Source organism: Pseudoruegeria sp. SHC-113 (genome assembly GCF_025376885.1).
Lineage (GTDB): Bacteria > Pseudomonadota > Alphaproteobacteria > Rhodobacterales > Rhodobacteraceae > Pseudoruegeria.
Map to the genome: position 1 here is coordinate 124358 of NZ_JAHUBR010000005.1, position 16395 is coordinate 140752.

19 protein-coding genes are annotated in these 16395 nt (G+C 63.4%); 6 read left to right on the forward strand and 13 right to left on the reverse strand.

Annotated elements, in window-relative coordinates:
• Positions 1–34: 34 nt before the first annotated feature.
• Positions 35–964 (forward strand): MBL fold metallo-hydrolase, encoded by a 930-nt coding sequence (locus KVX96_RS18995; RefSeq protein WP_261196429.1) that lies wholly within the window; start codon positions 35–37, stop codon positions 962–964.
• Positions 965–1023: 59 nt separating this feature from the next.
• On the forward strand, positions 1024–2082 hold the full coding sequence (locus KVX96_RS19000) for a YeeE/YedE family protein (RefSeq protein ID WP_261196430.1): 1059 nt from the start codon (positions 1024–1026) through the stop codon (positions 2080–2082).
• Between the two features lie 12 nt (positions 2083–2094).
• Here KVX96_RS19000 and KVX96_RS19005 read toward each other — a convergent pair whose 3' ends face one another.
• The 12 genes from KVX96_RS19005 to KVX96_RS19060 form a co-directional block, all read right to left on the reverse strand.
• Complete coding sequence (locus KVX96_RS19005; protein ID WP_261196431.1) at positions 2095–2523, reverse strand: DUF302 domain-containing protein; 429 nt, start codon at positions 2521–2523, stop codon at positions 2095–2097.
• A 103-nt stretch (positions 2524–2626) separates the two neighbouring features.
• Positions 2627–3892 carry an NAD(P)/FAD-dependent oxidoreductase gene (locus KVX96_RS19010; protein WP_261196432.1) on the reverse strand — a complete coding sequence of 422 codons (1266 nt, stop codon included), beginning with the start codon at positions 3890–3892 and terminating at the stop codon, positions 2627–2629.
• A gap of 42 nt (positions 3893–3934) precedes the next feature.
• A complete protein-coding gene (locus KVX96_RS19015) occupies positions 3935–4642 on the reverse strand; it encodes a c-type cytochrome (protein WP_261196433.1) in 708 nt (235 codons plus the stop codon).
• 1 nt (position 4643) lies between these two features.
• A complete protein-coding gene (locus KVX96_RS19020; protein WP_409977142.1) occupies positions 4644–5906 on the reverse strand; it encodes a c-type cytochrome in 1263 nt (420 codons plus the stop codon).
• Positions 5890–7167: a sulfite dehydrogenase gene (gene soxC, locus KVX96_RS19025; RefSeq protein ID WP_261196434.1), complete on the reverse strand. Its 1278-nt coding sequence runs from the start codon at positions 7165–7167 to the stop codon at positions 5890–5892. Before soxC ends, KVX96_RS19020 begins: the two co-directional genes overlap by 17 nt.
• A 26-nt stretch (positions 7168–7193) precedes the next feature.
• Complete coding sequence (soxB, locus tag KVX96_RS19030; protein ID WP_261196435.1) at positions 7194–8891, reverse strand: thiosulfohydrolase SoxB; 1698 nt, start codon at positions 8889–8891, stop codon at positions 7194–7196.
• Positions 8892–8981: 90 nt separating this feature from the next.
• Entirely contained in the window at positions 8982–9842 is an 861-nt protein-coding gene (gene soxA / locus KVX96_RS19035; protein WP_261196436.1) for a sulfur oxidation c-type cytochrome SoxA, read from the reverse strand.
• A gap of 26 nt (positions 9843–9868) precedes the next feature.
• Positions 9869–10198, reverse strand: a complete 330-nt coding sequence (soxZ, locus tag KVX96_RS19040) for a thiosulfate oxidation carrier complex protein SoxZ (protein ID WP_261196437.1) — start codon at positions 10196–10198, stop codon at positions 9869–9871.
• A gap of 23 nt (positions 10199–10221) precedes the next feature.
• On the reverse strand, positions 10222–10644 hold the full coding sequence (gene soxY / locus KVX96_RS19045) for a thiosulfate oxidation carrier protein SoxY (RefSeq protein WP_261196438.1): 423 nt from the start codon (positions 10642–10644) through the stop codon (positions 10222–10224).
• 24 nt (positions 10645–10668) lie between these two features.
• A complete protein-coding gene (gene soxX, locus KVX96_RS19050; protein ID WP_261196439.1) occupies positions 10669–11142 on the reverse strand; it encodes a sulfur oxidation c-type cytochrome SoxX in 474 nt (157 codons plus the stop codon).
• A gap of 110 nt (positions 11143–11252) precedes the next feature.
• Complete coding sequence (locus tag KVX96_RS19055) at positions 11253–11825, reverse strand: thioredoxin family protein (RefSeq protein ID WP_261196440.1); 573 nt, start codon at positions 11823–11825, stop codon at positions 11253–11255.
• A 19-nt stretch (positions 11826–11844) separates the two neighbouring features.
• A complete protein-coding gene (locus KVX96_RS19060; RefSeq protein ID WP_261196441.1) occupies positions 11845–12585 on the reverse strand; it encodes a cytochrome c biogenesis CcdA family protein in 741 nt (246 codons plus the stop codon).
• 121 nt (positions 12586–12706) lie between these two features.
• Here KVX96_RS19060 and KVX96_RS19065 point away from each other — a divergent pair, with 121 nt between their 5' ends.
• The 3 genes from KVX96_RS19065 to KVX96_RS19075 are packed head-to-tail and all read left to right on the forward strand — an operon-like array spanning position 12707 to position 14549.
• Positions 12707–13063, forward strand: a complete 357-nt coding sequence (locus KVX96_RS19065) for a hypothetical protein (protein ID WP_314733149.1) — start codon at positions 12707–12709, stop codon at positions 13061–13063.
• 18 nt (positions 13064–13081) lie between these two features.
• Positions 13082–13450, forward strand: a complete 369-nt coding sequence (locus KVX96_RS19070) for an ArsR/SmtB family transcription factor (protein WP_409977143.1) — start codon at positions 13082–13084, stop codon at positions 13448–13450.
• Between the two features lie 43 nt (positions 13451–13493).
• Positions 13494–14549 (forward strand): YeeE/YedE family protein, encoded by a 1056-nt coding sequence (locus KVX96_RS19075; protein ID WP_261196442.1) that lies wholly within the window; start codon positions 13494–13496, stop codon positions 14547–14549.
• A 3-nt stretch (positions 14550–14552) separates the two neighbouring features.
• On the opposite strand, the gene KVX96_RS19080 is transcribed toward KVX96_RS19075, so the two are convergent.
• Positions 14553–15446, reverse strand: coding sequence for a LysR family transcriptional regulator (locus KVX96_RS19080; RefSeq protein WP_261196443.1), 894 nt, complete (start codon positions 15444–15446; stop codon positions 14553–14555).
• Positions 15447–15557: 111 nt separating this feature from the next.
• On the opposite strand from KVX96_RS19080, the gene KVX96_RS19085 reads away from it, so the two are divergent.
• Complete coding sequence (locus KVX96_RS19085) at positions 15558–16394, forward strand: nuclear transport factor 2 family protein (RefSeq protein WP_261196444.1); 837 nt, start codon at positions 15558–15560, stop codon at positions 16392–16394.
• Position 16395: the final 1 nt, after the last annotated feature.

A 16395-nucleotide genomic window follows, 5' to 3' on the forward strand; every position in this document is an offset into this window, starting at 1 on the left:
TTCGAATAATATTATTTGATTGGAGGGTTTCGCCATGCCGGTATCGCGCAGGGTGTTTCTGGCCAGGGGGCTGGCCGCTGCGGGAGCCGCCCCGGCGCTGCTGGCCCCGGCGGGCGGCGTTCTAGCCGATTTGTCGCTCGGCGCGGCGCGGCTGACCACGGTGAGTGACGGCAGCCTGACGCTGCCGCGCGATTTCATCTTCGGGCCGATGCCGCAAGCCGAACTGGCCCCGATCCTTGCGGCCCATAACATCACCGGCGATGCGCTGACCCCGGAATGCAACCTCGCGCTCTATCGCGATGGGACGCACACCGTCCTGTTCGACGCCGGGGCGGGGCCGGATTTCATGCCTTCCGCGGGCCAGCTTCTGGACAGTCTCGATGCCGCCGGGCTGACACCGGAAGAGATCACGCATGTTGTATTCACCCACGCGCATCCCGATCACATCTGGGGCGTTCTGGATGATTTCGACGATCCCCTCTTCCCAGACGCCACCCATATGATGGGGCGGCGCGAATGGGATTACTGGTGGAACCCCGAAACGGTGGACAGGATCGGTGCGGCGCGTGCCACCTTCGCGGTGGGCGCGCGGCGGCGGATGGAGGTCATCGAGGCCATCACCGAGTTCTTCGACGACGGCGAGGAGATCCTGCCGGGCATTTCCGCCGTCGAGACTCCCGGCCACACCCCCGGACACATGGCGTTCGAACTGCGCGGCGGCGGGCAGGGGGCCATGATTGTCGGGGATGCGATCGGCAACGAGCACATCGCCTTTGCCCGTCCCGGTTGGGAAAGCGGATCCGATCAGGACATGCCACTGGCCGCCAAAAGCCGGTCGCAGCTTCTGGACCGGCTGGCCTCTGAACAGATGCAGATAGTCGGGTTCCACCTGCCGGGCGGTGGGATCGGGCGCGTGGAAAAGGGCGCGCCGGGTGAAGACGACTACCGGTTCGTCCCCGCCTGAGCCGCGGATTTGCACGCTGTCAAAACGCGCCGCCACAGGAGGAAGCTGAACTCGGTGTCATGGAAGAGCTGATCGACAGATACGGAGAGGCGCGGCTGATGCTTGCCGCGGGTGGCGGGGTCGGTCTGCTGTTCGGTATGGCCGCCGCCCATTCGCGCTTTTGCCTGCGCGCGGCCACGGTGGAGCTGGCGGACGGGCACCCCGGCCCGCGCCTCGCGATCTGGCTGCTGGCGTTTTTCTCGGCGCTCGCCCTCGTGCAGGGCGCGATCCTTGCAGGCTGGCTGGACGTTTCTTCCGCGCGGCAGTTGGCCACAACGGGGAGCCTCTCCGGCGCGATCCTCGGTGGGCTGATGTTTGGCTGCGGCATGATCCTTGCGCGCGGCTGCGCAAGCCGTCTGCTTGTGCTTTCAGCCTCGGGCAACTTGCGCGCCATCGTGACGGGGCTTGTGCTGACGCTCGTGGCGCAGGCCGCGTTGCGGGGCGTGCTGTCACCGGCGCGGCACGCCCTTGCCACGCTCTGGACCATCGACGGCGGGCAGGCGCGGCGCTTCATCGGCCCGGAGGCCCCGCTTTTCCCGGCTTTCGTTGCGCTCGTTGGGCTTTGCCTGCTGGCGGCCCTTGCCTTCGCTGCGCGCGTGAAACTGCCGCGCGCCGAGGCCGTCTCTGCGCTTTGCGTCGGGGGCGCTGTCTTTCTGGGATGGGGGCTCACCTATCAGATCGCGCAGGCCTCCTTCGAGGTGGTTGGGCTTCAGTCTGTCACCTTCACGGGCCCATCGGCCGATACGCTCATGGCCCTGATCAATACGCCCAACCTGCCGATGAGCTTCGGCCTTGGCCTTGTGCCGGGCGTGTTCCTTGGGGCGCTGATCGTCGCCGCGCTCCGCGGGGAGGTGAGGATCCAGCGTTTTGAGCCGGATACCCCAATGGAGCGCTACCTGATCGGCGGGGCTTTGATGGGGTTTGGCAGCATGCTGGCCGGGGGCTGCGCCGTGGGTGCGGGGATGTCGGGTGGAGCCATTCTTGCGGTGACGGCCTGGGTGGCGGTCTTCTGCATGTGGATCGGCGCGATGCTGACGCATCGCGCCCTCAGGGCCTGGGGAACCCCGAAACCAGCCTGACGGGCCGGTGACCTAGTCTGCTGTCGCTTCGGCCACGATGCCCGACAGCAGCGCTTCTACCTGATCCATGGCACCATCCGGGTAGTCTCGGTGCCCGATCATCACGCCATCCCCTGTTTCGGCAACGAAGATGCCATAGGGGCAATGCTGGATGTTCATCGGATCGGCCTCCATCACCGCGCGCGAGACAACGGCCGAGCAGAACAGGAAGATGTCAGCGGATTTGAAGATCTCCGCGTCGCTCCCCACATCGCCCCCAGTCCGGTTCAGCATGTCGCCCACATGGGAGACGTAGTCGATCACCAGCCCTTCGCCGACAATGGCGTTTTCCACGGCGAAACGGGCGTCTTCGAAACTGCCGTCAAAGGGGACAGTGATGGCCTCCTGGGCCGAGGCGGGCAGGGCGAGCCCGGCCACGATGGCGAGTGCAAGACGTTGCATTGTGGTTCCTCCTTTGATTTATTCCGAAGTTTGCATATGAGCTTTTGTTGCACCTTGAGCCATGTCAATTCGCGTATGGCTCAAGGTGCAGCGGAGAGTGGCCTTAGCCGAACATGTCCGCGGTGATCCCGCTGTACCAGCCTTCGGACTCCTGGAACGTCGCCTTGCGCAGCTCTGCGGTTTCACCGGTTGCGGAGATGAACCCGTCGACCTTGGCGATCTTTTCGGGCGTCGCCTCGTAGGACGCCCCGACCTTCACGCCGTCTTCGGTGGCGATCAGCGACCAGCAGGTGTTGCTGAATTTCGCCGGGAACACCTTGGAGCCCGTCAGCGCGCCCCGCACAGCGTTGGCACAGACCTTGGCCTGGCTGTTGGCCGAGAAGCCGGACTTCGGCATATCGCCCTGCTGGCTGGCATCGCCCAGCACGTGGACATCCGGGTCCGCCTTGCTGGACATGTCGGCCGCGTTCACCGGGGCCCAGTTGCCGTCGGTCACGCCGGCAAGCTCCGCGATCCGGCCCGCTTTCATGGCCGGGATGACATTGCAGACGTCAGCCTTTGTCACTTCGCCGTCGATCGACACGGTCATTGCTGCCGGATCCACCGACACGTTGTCGCCGCCGAAATCGGCCCCGATCCAATCGACCATACCTTCGTAATGGTTCGCCCATCCCTCCTGAAAGAGGGCCATCTTGGAGAACTTTTCCTTCGGGTCGGCCACAATGATCTTCGCCGTCGGATTGTTGGCCTTGAGGTGGTGGGCAACCATGGAAATCCGCTCGTAGGGGCCGGGCGGGCATCGGTAGGGGTTGGGCGGGGCCACCATCACGAAGGTTCCACCTTCCGGCATGGCATTCAACTGGGCTTTCAGAAGCTCTGTTTGCGATCCGGCTTTATAGGCATGGGGCATCGCGTTCTGGGCAGAGACATCCCACCCCGGAACAGCGCCTTCCACGAAATCGATACCGGGGCTCAGGATCAGCTTGTCGTAGGGCAGCACGGCCCCGCCCGCGAGGCTGACCGTCTTGGCGTCGCGGTCCACCGCCACGGCCCAATCATGCACCACATTCACGCCGTTCGCGGCGAGTCCGCCGTAGCTGTGGCCAAGATCGTCCATATCCCGGAAACCACCGAGGTAAAGGTTCGAGAAGAAGCAGGTGTAATAGGTGCGGCTGGGTTCGATCAGGGTTACGTCGACCGCGCCTTTGCTGTCTTTGGCGATATAGCGTGCGGCGGTTGCGCCCCCGGCTCCGCCGCCCACCACCACGACGCGCGGCTTGCCATGACCGTCGGCCAGCACCATCGGTGCGGCCAGGCCCGCGGCGGTGACCATCGAGCTGCCCAGAAAGGCCCTTCTGTTCAATGTCATCTGTTGTTCCTCCCTTTTTTGGTTCAGTGCCGGACGCGGTGTTCACTCCTCCAGTGTCGCGAAATAGGCAGCCAACGCGGCGATCTCCTCATCGCCAAGACGACCAGCAACCATCTGCATCACCGGGTGGGCCCGGGTCTTGCTCTTGTAGGCCTGCATGGCGATCACGAAATCCTCCTCGGGCCAGAGCACGATAGAGGGGATGCCATCGTCGCCCCCTGCTGCCTGATGGCAGGTTGTGCATTCGCCGCTCAGATAAGCGCCGTATTCGGCATCACCTTCTAGCGCGAGGATCGCCGGATCGATGTCATGATCGCTGGCCTGCGCCGTCGGATCGGCTTCGGGGATGTTTGCCGGATCGTCAGAATAGTGCCGCAGGAAGGCGATCAGATCGGCGCGGTCCTGCGCGTCCGGCAGGCCGCGAAAACTCATCCGCGTGCCGCTGGCCATGGTGCGGGGGTTTTCGAAGAAGGCATCCAGCGTGTCCGCGTGCCACTCCAGCCCGGTGTTTCTCAGGCGCTGAAAGCTCTTGGAATAGCGGAAATCGTCATGGCTGCCGGCAACGCGGCCAAACAGGAAATTCAGATGCGGGCCGATACGATGCACAGCATCCGCGCCGATCTGGTGGCAGCCTTTGCACTTGGCAAAAATCTCTTGCCCGTTCTCCGCATCGCCCGCCTGGCCAAAGGCTGGCGCTCCCGCGGGTAGAAGGAGCGCCAGCAGACCGGCGTGAGCCAACCGCGATCGCATATCAACGCCCGCCAGAGCTCATGAGATAGGCGATCACGGCGTCCACGTCGGCAGAGTCTTTCAGGCCGGCGAAGCTCATCTTGGTGCCGTTCAGATAGGATTTCGGCGCGGCAAGGAAGCCAGCAAGCGCCTCGGCGTCCCAGACGCGGCCCGCCGCTCCGGCGTCCGCCATGGCATTCGAGTATTTGAAGCCATCAGCAGCGGCGAAAGCGCGGCCGAGGATGCCGTTCAGATGCGGTCCCGAGCGGTTCTTGGCCCCGTCACCCACCATGTGGCAGGCCTTGCACTTACGAAACACCTTCTCTCCGGCGGCCACGAGAACTGGGTCGATGGCGTCTTGTGCCGGCGCGGCGGCTTCGGCCGAAGCCACCTGAACCTCGGCTTCAGGCGCGGTGCTTGCGGAGGCCTCGTCCGTGGTGCCCTCGGTGGTTTCTTCCGGTGTCACGTCCAGCACCGAAGCGCGCATGGTGATCTCGACGCTGTCCTTGCAGCCCGTCATGCAGGGCTCGGTGCGCCAGAGCGCATACTCGCTTTCGGCGCGATCATCGACGATGAACCCTTCGGCATTGTACATCTCGAAGGCCGCGAAGTTCTCGTGGCTCAACTCGAAGTCCTCATCGACCAGATCGTTGGAATAGAGGATGTAGGCAACGATGGCGTAGACATCGTCATCGCTCAGCGTCTGCGCCGCGCCGAAGGGCATGGAGCGATGGACGTAGTCCCAGACGGTGGAGAGATAGGGCCAGTAAGAGCCAACCGTTTTCACGGGGTCCTTGTCGGCGAGCGTGTCAAAGCCTCCGGCCAGCACCGGCCAGTTGTCCACGCCTTCCGCGAAATCGCCGTGGCAGGCTGCGCATTGCTCGGCAAAGACTTCCTCGCCGGTGAAGACGTCGCCACGGCCCTCGGGCAGGCCCCGGCCATCCGGCAGGATGTCCACATCCCATGCGGTGATCTCTTCCGGCAGCGCCTCCCGGCCAATCCCGTAGGCCGCTGCGGCAACGGGCGCGGGGGCTGTGATGCCGCCGCCGCTTGCCGCCATGGCCTCTGCACTTTCGGCGCGTGCGGTGACTTCTGCGATCTGGGCCAGAAGGGCGGCGTTCTCGTTGGCCGTCTTTTGTGCGCGGACCTCTGCCGCTGCGGCCTGCTCCTGCGCCAAAGCGGCTTCCTCGGCCTTGTAGCCGCGTGTGTTCACACCATAGGCCACGCCAAGAAAGAGCCCGGTGATGCCGAGGGCGGGAAGGAGGATGTTAGGAGATTTCGACATTCTCAGCGACTCCTTCCGCGTTCACGAACCATGTCTGGATGCAGTTGTTGTGGTAGATGGAATTCTCGCCGCGCACCTCGCGCAGCTGCGCCTTGGTGGGCTGGACGTAGCCGGTCTCGTCAATTGCGCGGGCCTGTAGCAACATCTCCTCGCCCCCCCATTCGGTGTCGAGGTAGAAGCGGGTCAGGGCCTTGCTGTCGCCCTGCTTGCCCAGACGCGCGGTTTCCCAGGTGATGCCGCCATCCTTGGAGACATCCACCCGCGTGATCTGACCGTGGCCGGACCACGCAAGGCCGGAGATCACCAGAGGGCCGGGGCCGTGGGTGATGGGGGCCTGTGGGCTGGGCGAGGTGATGACGGATTTCGCATCCATCACCCATGTCCATTTCCGGGCCACGCCATCGGCCAGCACGTCGGTGTATTTGGAGGTTTCCTCGCGGCTTTCCACGGCGGCATCCGTCACCTCGATGCGGCGCAGCCATTTGACCCACATGTTGCCTTCCCAGCCCGGCACCACGAGGCGCACCGGGTAGCCGTGCTCCTTGCGCAGGGCCTCGCCGTTGGCCTTGAAGGCGACAAGCACGTCATCCAGCGCTTTTTCCATCGGGATCGAACGGCCGTTGGAGGAGGCATCTGCCCCTTCCACGTAGACCCATTTGTCGGCCAGATCTCCGGCCGCCGCGAGCCCCGCTTCGGCCAGAAGGGTGCGCAGGGGGATGCCGGTATATTCCATGTTGTGGATCATGCCGTGGGTGAACTGCACCCCGTTCAACTGCGCCCCGGCCCATTCCATGCCGGTGTTGGCGGCGCATTCGCAGAAATAGACGTGGTTTTCGCGCGGGAAGCGTTCGAGATCGGCGTAGGTGAAGACAAGCGGACGGTCCACCAGGCCGTTGATCATCAGTCGGTAATCTTCCTTGCGCAGCTCGATGGCACCGGAGTGATGGCGCTCGAACGCGCAGCCCTGTGGGGTGATCGTGCCGTCCAGCGCGTGGATCGGTGTGAAGTTGATCGAAGAGATTGGATCTGCCGTCAGCCACGGCACGTTGCGCCGCACGACATCGCTTTCAAACTCGATCGGCAGGCCGTAGGGGGTTGCGTCGACGCCCTCACCCGTGGAGGAGGCCCAGTCCTGCACCTCCGTGATCAGCGGATCGGGGCCGCTGGCCCGTGCCGCCCCTGCGGCAAGGCCTCCGGCCGCCGCTGCGGCGCTTCCCCTCAGGAAGGCACGCCGGGATGGGGGCTTCAATGCATCGCTCATGCGTGAATTCTCCTCAAACCTTCGTCTCATACGCCGACGACTTCGACGCTGGTGTTGTCCTGCACCGTGACGGTGCCAAGGCCGCGAATGTGATTTTCCACGACGTCCCAGATCTCCGGCCCCTCGGTGCCTTCGTTGACCGAGGCCCAGCCCGCTACGGTGTAGCTGCTGGCTGGGTCGATGGCCTCGCCCGTGGAAAGCAGGGTCAGGTCGCTGATCCGCTCGCCCTGCGGTTTGCTCACGTCGATCCGGTAGCCAAGCCCACCGGTCCGAACCATGTCGCCGCCCTGCTGGTAATAGGGATCGGGGTTGAAAATGTTGTCGGCCACGTCTTCCAGCACGATCTTCAGGAAGTCCCCCGTCATTTCAGAGCGGTACGCCTTGCCGTAGGTCATGGAGGTGACGTTGTAGATGTCTTCGCGGGTGATGTTCTGGCCGGGGATCAGGCTCGGCCCCCAGCGTACGCCGGGGCTCAGGGCAATCTGGGCGTCGCGTTCTGACAGCAGCGCATCGCAGATCAGATCATCCCATGTGCCGTTGAAATTGCCACGCCGGTACAGAAGGCTCTCGGTCTGTCCGATCACCTCCTCCATCTCCGCAAGGAACGGCGCGCGCTCGGCGTCGATCAGCGCCGCGACCTCCGGGTCCGGCGAGATCACGTCCGAGAAGATCGGGATCAGCTTGCTGCGATAGCCCATCATGCGCCCGTCCCGGATGTCCAGATCCACGCGGGAGACGAATTTGCCGTTGGAGCCCGAGGGCACGATGATCGTCTGCCCGACGAGCGCCGGTTCCGGCAGGGCGTCATGGGTGTGGCCAGAGAGGATCACGTCGATGCCGGAGACAATGCCGGCCATCTTCTTGTCGACGTCGAAACCGTTGTGGCTCAGCACCACAACGCATTCCGCCCCCATGCCACGGACTTCATCGACCATCGCCTGCATGTTCTCATCGCGGATGCCGAAAGCATATTCCGGAAACATCCAGCCCGGGTTGGCGATCGGCATATAGGGGAAGGCCTGCCCGATCACGGCAATCTTGGTGCCGCCGCGCTCAAACATCTTGTAGGGCGGGAACAGTTCGGCCGGCTCATCCCATTCTGCGTCGAAAATGTTCTGACCAAGGGCTGCGAAAGGCAGGTTCTCCACGATCTCCTGCACCCGTTCGCTGCCGAGGGTGAATTCCCAGTGGAAGGTCATCGCATCCGGTTTGAGCGCGTTCATGACGTTGACCATGTCCTGGCCCTGCGTCTTGAGGCAGGTGTAGGAGCCATGCCATGTGTCGCCGCCGTCCAGCAGGATCGCGTCCGGGCGATCGGCGCGGATGGCGTTGATCACGGTGGCCACCCGGTCGAGCCCGCCGACCCGGCCATAGCCCTGCGCCAGCGCGGCGAAATCGCCGGAGCTCAGTGCGTAGTGGCTGGGGCTGCCATCCTCGATGCCGTAGAGCTTGCGGAAATCCGCACCCGTCACATGGGGCACGGCGCCTTTGTTGGCGCCCACGCCAAGGTTCACCGAGGGCTCGCGGAAATAGATCGGCTTGAGCTGGGCGTGGATGTCCGTGATGTGGATCAGGGAGACATTGCCGAAGGTCTCGAAGGCCAGAAGATCGTCCTGCGAAAGCTTCTGCTGCGCGGCAAGCCGGGCCCAGTTGCCAAAGCCGGAACTGCCCAGAAGGGCGCTGGCCGCCATGCCAACCTGCAGGAAATCTCTCCGGGAAATCATCGCGATCGCGCTCCTTGATTCACATTCGCATATTTGAATTATTAATGTGTGAAAAAGCCCCACCCGACAGCGGGCAGGGCTATTTCCGGATCAGTTGCGGACGCTGGGGCCTTCCACGCTCAGCCCGTTGCCGCGCGAGGTGACATAAAGCTCAAGCGCCACAAACTCCGGCGAGCCGGGAGAGAAGGTCTCGGCGCGGGTGTCACGTACACAGCCCTTGAAGCGGTCATGAACCGAGTTGAGCTTGGTGTTTTTCAGACGATAGGTCGGGAACCCGTTGATCTGGCCCTGACTCAGGTGGTCGGCCCGGATCATCATGCCGTAGTTGTCTTCGTGGCAGTTCGCACAAGACAGCTCCAGTTGCCCGTAGCGGGTGTAGTAGATGTCCTTGCCTTGCTCCCACGTCTCGGCGGCGGGCCCGTCGATCGCGACGTTCACTGGCAGCCCGCGGGACACAGATGCCAACAGCGCGACCATATTGGTCATGTCGCCGCCGTTGTATTTCCACGCTTCGGCGCCCATGCGGTTCTCGCGGCAATCGTTGATCTGCATCTCGATCGTGCGCACTTCGCCCGCGGCCTCGTTCCACTTGGGATAGACGGCCTTCACGCCGGCCATGCTCTCGGCCCCCTCGTGGCAGGACGCGCAGGCCTTGCCTTCGCTGCCCTCGGCTGTCTCCCAGACTTCCGCGGCCGTTTCGACCCAGAGCATTGCAGGGTTGTCGAAATCATCCATCTGAACGGCCTGCGTTTCGTCAGAGCGGAAACGCCAGCCCGAATAGATGGTGCGCACGTTCTCCATATGCGCCGGGGCCTCGACCTCGGTGACGATCTCGATCTCCTCGTTGATCACGAGCTGATCCTCGTCCGGGTCTGCCTGTGCGCCGAGCGCGAGCGTTCCGCAGGCAGCGCCCAGCAGAAGGCTCCGGCGGAAGCGTCCTGTTCTTTCCATGTGTCCTCCTCCCAGATGCCGACGGTTCAGCCGATGGCGATGGCTTTCTTTTCTTCGTAGACAGAGCCGTCGTCGTCGAACCAGGTGAAGGTAAATTCACCCGCTTCCGGGACGGTGGCCGCAAATTCGAGATAGGGGTTCGTCGAGATCGCGGGCTCAAGGATCACGTCGATCACGTTCTGGCCGTTGAAGTCGGCCGTGAAGCGGTTGATGATCGAGCGCGGAATGGGATTGCCATCGCCATCCTTGCGCTGGCCGCTCTCCATCTTGTGGCTGATCAGCGTCTTGATCGTGATCGCTTCGCCGGCGGAGGCCGTTTTCGGGACCTTGACGCGGGGTTTCACACCAGATGCCATGTTCTTTCTCCTCGTCTAAAGCCTCAGCCGCCGCAGCCGCCGATGGTCACCTTCACATTGGCCGAAGCCTGCTGGAACGAACCGTCTCCCATCTCGGCCACAGCGATCACGTTCTGGGTCTTGGCCAAACGGATGCGGGTGGAGGCGGTGCGGGACGCGGCCAGCGGGCCGAACTTGAACGTCGCGACGGCGGGCGTGGGGTTGCCGTCCGCAAAGACGGACACCATCACCGCCCCCGGAGCGTCGACCTCGATCGGCACCGTGTTGCCGTTTTCCGCGATTTCAGGCGCGTTGATCGTCAGCGCCCCTTCAGCGGCCGCCGCTCCGCCCGTCATTTTCGCAATGGCGTCTTCCGCCAGCGATGCTGCAGCAGGCAGGCCACCGAACGCGGCTACGGCCAGCGTGGCGGAGCTGCCCAGCAGCATGTTGCGCCGTGTCAGTTGCATGGGATTCCTCCGAAATTGGATCTCTTACTCTTCCTTGAGCGTCATCAGGTAGGCGACGACGTCTTCGATCTGCTGGGCTTCGAGCAGCGGGGCGACATCGCCCTCGTGGGCCTTGCCGGTGTAGGCATTGCCAAGCCGCGTGAAGCCATCCGTCTTGTAAAAGGACGGCATCATCGAGCCTTCGAACATGATCTTCGCATTGGCGACGATGCCGCGTAGTTCCGCCTCGCTCCAGCGATCCGCGACGCCATCGAGCGGCGGTCCGATCTCTCCGTGGAACGGCAGGTGGCTCAGCGCGCTGACCTGGTGGCAGGCGATGCAGTTGCCGGCACCCTTGTTCATGATCTCGGCCCCGGAGTCAGGGTTTCCCGGCGTTCCGGTGAGCGATATTTCAACCGCCCCATCGGCAAAGGCGACATCGGTCGGCTGAACGGTTTCGGCGCTGCTGGCCGTGGCACAGATCGTTGCTGCGCAGAGGATGCTGGCAAATCGAGACATGAGCCCTCCCTAAGCTCGGTGTCCGTATACTTGGGCACACAAATCCGATTCACGCAACAACAAATTCATTTACATGAATTATTCTATATGTTGCACCTGCAGCATTTCCCCTAGTTCCGCCGGGCTTCGATCATGCGCGCGTGATACTTCTGGAAAGGCTCATCCTGTTGATAAAGCTCCTCTTTCACCCAAGTGAGCAGATCAAGCGTCGTGCCCTTGCCAAAGGCCCCGGGCATGGTTGCAACCGCCGCTTCCGCAGCGGTCTGACCCTCACCGACGGCGGATGGCAGGAAGATCATCGTCGGGGTGAACAGCGCGCCCCAGCGCCGGACCATGTCCTTCTCCGAGCGGGCCTCACCGTCGAAGTCTGTCACTTCGACATCGCCGAACATGTTGATCTGAACGACGAAGTAATTCTCTTCGATGTAGCGTGCGATCTCGGGCACGACGAAGACCTCTTCGTGCATCTTGGTGCAATAGATGCAGCCGCGTTGTTCGACCAGCAGCAGCAGGCGCTTGCCTTCCGCGTTTGCCTCGGCCAGATCCTCCGCCAGATCCTTGAACGTATCGCGCATCCACGGTGCCTTGTGCAGGCCGTCGTCCCCCAGTTCAACGGCTGAAAGCGTCGGGGCCCAGAGCAGGGCGCAGGCGGCGGCGAGGGTTGTAAACGTCCGGCGTTTCATGAGATCTCTCCTTTTCGGGCTATCCGATTGAGCCGAACCACGGAATGTGTTCCAGCATCCATTGGGCGATGTAGTTGACGGCGTTGGTGGCAATGAGCACGCCAAAGAGGATCAGCAGCAGGCCCATCAGCTTCTCAACCAGCGGCAGGTGGCGGCGGAAGCGCGCCATGAAGCGCATGAAGGGGCCGATGAACAGCGCAGCGGCGATGAAGGGGAGTGTCATGCCCAACCCGTAGGTGAACAGCAGCGCTGCGCCCTGGCCCGCGGTGTCCTGTCCGGCGGCGGTGAACAGGATCGCGGCCAGAACCGGGCCGACGCAGGGCGTCCAGCCAAACGCAAAGGCGAGGCCAATCACATAAGCGCCTAGCAGGCCGCCTTTCCGTGCATCGCCGGCGTCCGAGCGAAACTGGCGATACAGAAATCCGATGCGGATCACACCGAGGAAATGCAGCCCCATGGCGATGATGAGGGCGGCAGCGATCCAGCGCAGGATGTCGAAATACTCCCGCACCATCTGCCCGAAGGCCGTGGCCGTTGCGCCGAGCCCGATGAAAACCGTGATCACGCCAAGCGCAAAGCAGGACGCCGCGAGGAAGGCGCGGAGCCGGACTGCGCCCGTGATCTCGGCCCCCGAAGAGATCTGGTTCATGCCCACGCCCGCCAGATAGCTCAGGTAGAACGGCACGATCGGCAGAATGCAGGGCGACAGGAAAGACAGAAGGCCAGCCGCGAATGCAGCCAGAAAGCTCACGTCAAACATGCGGCCGATTCCTCGTCTTGAAATATTCGCATATTAAATTATGATCATAGAAGAACCTGCGTCAATCGTGGGATTGGATCGGGATTGGATCGGGATTGGCTTGGCGATGATACGAAGACGGGTGTTGCTCGCCCTTGTGGCGCTGATCTGGCTGCCTTCCGCCAGCATGGCCGAGACGCGGCTGTTCATGGCGGAAGAACCGGGCTGCCCCTATTGCGCGCAATGGAACCGGGAGATCGGTGGCATCTACGCCAAAACGCCGGAGGGGCGCGCCGCACCGCTGGAGCGGTTCGACCTGCGTGCGCCGCCCGATGGGCTTGAGCTTGCCCGCCGGATCGCTTTCAGCCCGACGTTCGTCCTTGCGCATGACGGAGTGGAGGTGAGCCGCATCGAGGGCTATCCGGGCGAAGATTTCTTCTGGGGTTTGCTGCAGGTCATGCTGACGGACGCCGAAATTGCCTTTGACGATAACGGGTAAAGCCTTATGACATTGCATATGACACAGGAAAACGCCTCACGCCCATCAAAGTCCCGCTTGCCGGTGTTCGATGAGAACATGTGCGCCGAAGACATGGACCGGATGATGGAGAACGCGCAGGCGGCGTCGAATTTCCTGAAGGCGATCAGCCACGAAGGGCGGCTGATGATCCTCTGCCATCTGGCCACCGGTGAGAAATCCGTGACCGAGCTGGAAAAGCTCCTCTCGGCACGGCAGGCCGCGGTGTCTCAGCAGTTGACCCGCCTGCGTCTGGAAGGGCTGGTAACGCCGCGCCGCGAGGGCAAGGCGATCTACTACAGTCTGACAGATGACCGCCCGCGCCAAATCATGGAAGTTGTCTACGAATTGTTCTGCAAGGCCGAGTAGCGCCACCGCAGACCTTGTTCCGGCTTTTGGGAGGAGGCGCGGGATGCTCGATCTGATCGGAGAAGCCAATGCGGTGGCCCTTATCGGCCTCATCGGTGGCATTGCCCTTGGGCTTGCGGCCCGGATTGGCCGGTTCTGTACGCTCGGGGCCATCGAAGACTACCTCTACGGCAGCGATGACCGGCGGCTGCGCATGTGGTTCGTGGCCATAGGGGTTGCCGTGATCGGCACCCATCTTGCCATGGCGGCTGGCGGGCTGGAGCCTGAGGCCACGGCCTATCTGGACCGGATCTGGAATCCGCTTGGCACCATCGTCGGCGGGCTTCTGTTCGGCTATGGCATGGCCCTCAGTGGCAATTGCGGCTACGGCGCTCTGGCCCGGCTTGGTGGGGGGGATCTGCGCTCTTTCATGATCGTCATCGTGATGGGGCTTTCGGCCTATGTGGTGATGTCCGGCCCGCTGGCTCATGCCCGTGTGTGGCTGTTTCCGGTGGAGGAGGGCGCCACCACCCCGCAGGGGATAAGCCAATGGATGTCGGTGCGGGCAGGGGTGTCGCCGCTTGTTTCCGGCGCGCTCATCGGTGGCGCGCTGGTGCTCTGGGGCGCGGCGCGTAAATCGATGCTTGAGGAACCCTCTCGCATCATCTGGGGCGCTGTTGTGGGCCTTGCGATCGTATCCGGTTGGGTCGGAACCTATTGGATCGCCACCACCGGGTTTGAGGCTGAGCCTGTTGAAACCCACTCCTTCGCTGCGCCGATCGGCGATACGATCTACTACGCGATGACAGCCTCCGGGAACACGCTTTCCTTCAGCGTTGGCTCCGTTGTGGGCGTGGTGCTGGGGGCCTGTCTTGGCTCCTATTCGCGCGGCCATTTCCGCTGGGAAGCCTGCGAGGATCCGCGCGAGCTGCGCCGCCAAATCCTTGGTGCTGCTCTTATGGGCCCCGGTGCGATCCTCGCGGTGGGCTGCAGCGTTGGGCAGGGGATCTCGGCCTTCTCGGTTCTGGCCTACAGCGCGCCCGTGGCTTTTGTGTCGATCTTCATTGGCGCGGCCATCGGCCTGCGTCAGCTGATCACCGGGTTTGCCCCGGCCGAGTAAACCTCACGCTTTCGCCCCGGGGGCTTCGTCCGCGAGGAAACGCACAAAGTGGAGCGTCAGGTTCTCGCGGCGGGATTGGTCGGGCCAGACGGCGTAGAAGCCCAGCGGCTTCACGCCCCATTCGGGCAGAACATGGACAAGCTCGCCGCGTGAAAAGCCCCGGCAGGCGAGGTGTTCGGGGATCACCGACAGCCCCAGCCCGCGCGCGGCGAACTCGTAGAGCGCGCTGGCGGAATTGACGGAGAGCGCCGATTTCCCCAGCACGCTCGCCTTGGCACCATCAGGCCCGATCATCTCGGTCTGGGCGGGGCGCAGGGCGAAGCGGATCCAGTCCCATTCGGCCAGATCGCGCGGGTGCGTGGGCGTGGGGCGGGCGGCAAAGTAATCCGGGCTGGCCACCAACAGCCGCTCCGCGCTGCCGATGTTGCGCGCCAGATGGGCGCTGTCCTCCAGCCAGCCTGCCCGGATCGACACATCGAAGCCACCGCCGATCAGATCGCGCGGCTGGTCGGAGAAATCGATGTCCAGATCGACGCGCGGAAAGCGCTTGGCGTAGGTGGCGAAACGGTCGATCAGCTCCGTCTGCGTCACGAAGGCGGGGGCCGTCAGCCGCAGGCTGCCGCGCGGCTCACCGGCCATGGGGCTCACCGCGTCGAGCCCGCTTTCCGCCGCCGCCAGCATGGCCTGCGCCTTTTCAAACAGCACCCGGCCCTCCTGCGTCAGGGAAAGCTGCCGGGTGGAGCGATAGAGCAGCGTCACCCCCAGATCCGCCTCAAGCCCCGAGACCGTCTCGCTCACCCGCGAGGGCGCCAGCCCAAGGTGCAGCGCCGCGCCGCGAAAGCTGCCCTGTTCCACCACGGTCGCAAACAGCGCGATGCTGCGGAGCTTGTCGATCATTGTTCGCCTCAGCGGAATTGAATGGTCCGGATTGATCTACTTATGTGATTTCCGCCCCGTCAATAGATTTCCCGCCACCGGGCCTAGTGCCCATCACCGGGAGATTGACCAATGACTTTGAGAACGATTGCCGCCGCAACCCTGATCGCCACCGCACCGGCCGCCTTTGCCGAGAGTGCAGACGTGAAGGCCTTCGCCATCGAGGCGCTGACCGAAACGCTGGCCAAGGGCAACGCAGAGGCCGTGGATCGCTATTTCGATCCGGGCTACATCCAGCACAACCCCGACGTGCCCAACGGCGCTGAGGCGCTGAAAGGGCTGATCGCGCAGCTTTCAGCCTCCGGCAGCTTCAAGGCCGATTTCGCCCGCGTCATCGCCGATGGCGACATGGTCGCCTTCCATGGCCGCTACGAAGGCTTCGGGCCCACGCCGATGATCGCCTTTGACGTGTTCCGCGTCGAGAACGGCAAGATCGTGGAGCATTGGGACAACCTGATCCCCGAAGCCGCGCCCAATCCTTCGGGCCGCACGCCGATCGACGGCGCGACGGAAATCACCGATCTGGACCAGACCGAGGCCAACAAGGCCAAGGTGACGGAGTTCATCACCAAGGGGCTGATCACCCATGAGGAAATCAACATCACTGATTACATCTCGCCGGTGACCTACATCCAGCACAACCCGATGGTTGCCGATGGGCTGGAAGGCTTTGGCGCCTTCATGGCGCAGATGGCCGAAAAGGGGATCTCGATGGAGTATTCAAAGATCCACCACGTGATCGGTGAGGGCAATTTCGTGCTGGCGATGTCGGAAGGCACTTTCGGTGAAGATCCGCAGGCCTTCTACGATCTGTTCCGCCTCGAAGACGGGCTGATCGTGGAGCATTGGGACGTGATCGCCCCGATGCCCGGCGCCGATGCGCCCCACAACGAAGCCGGCAAGTTCTGAC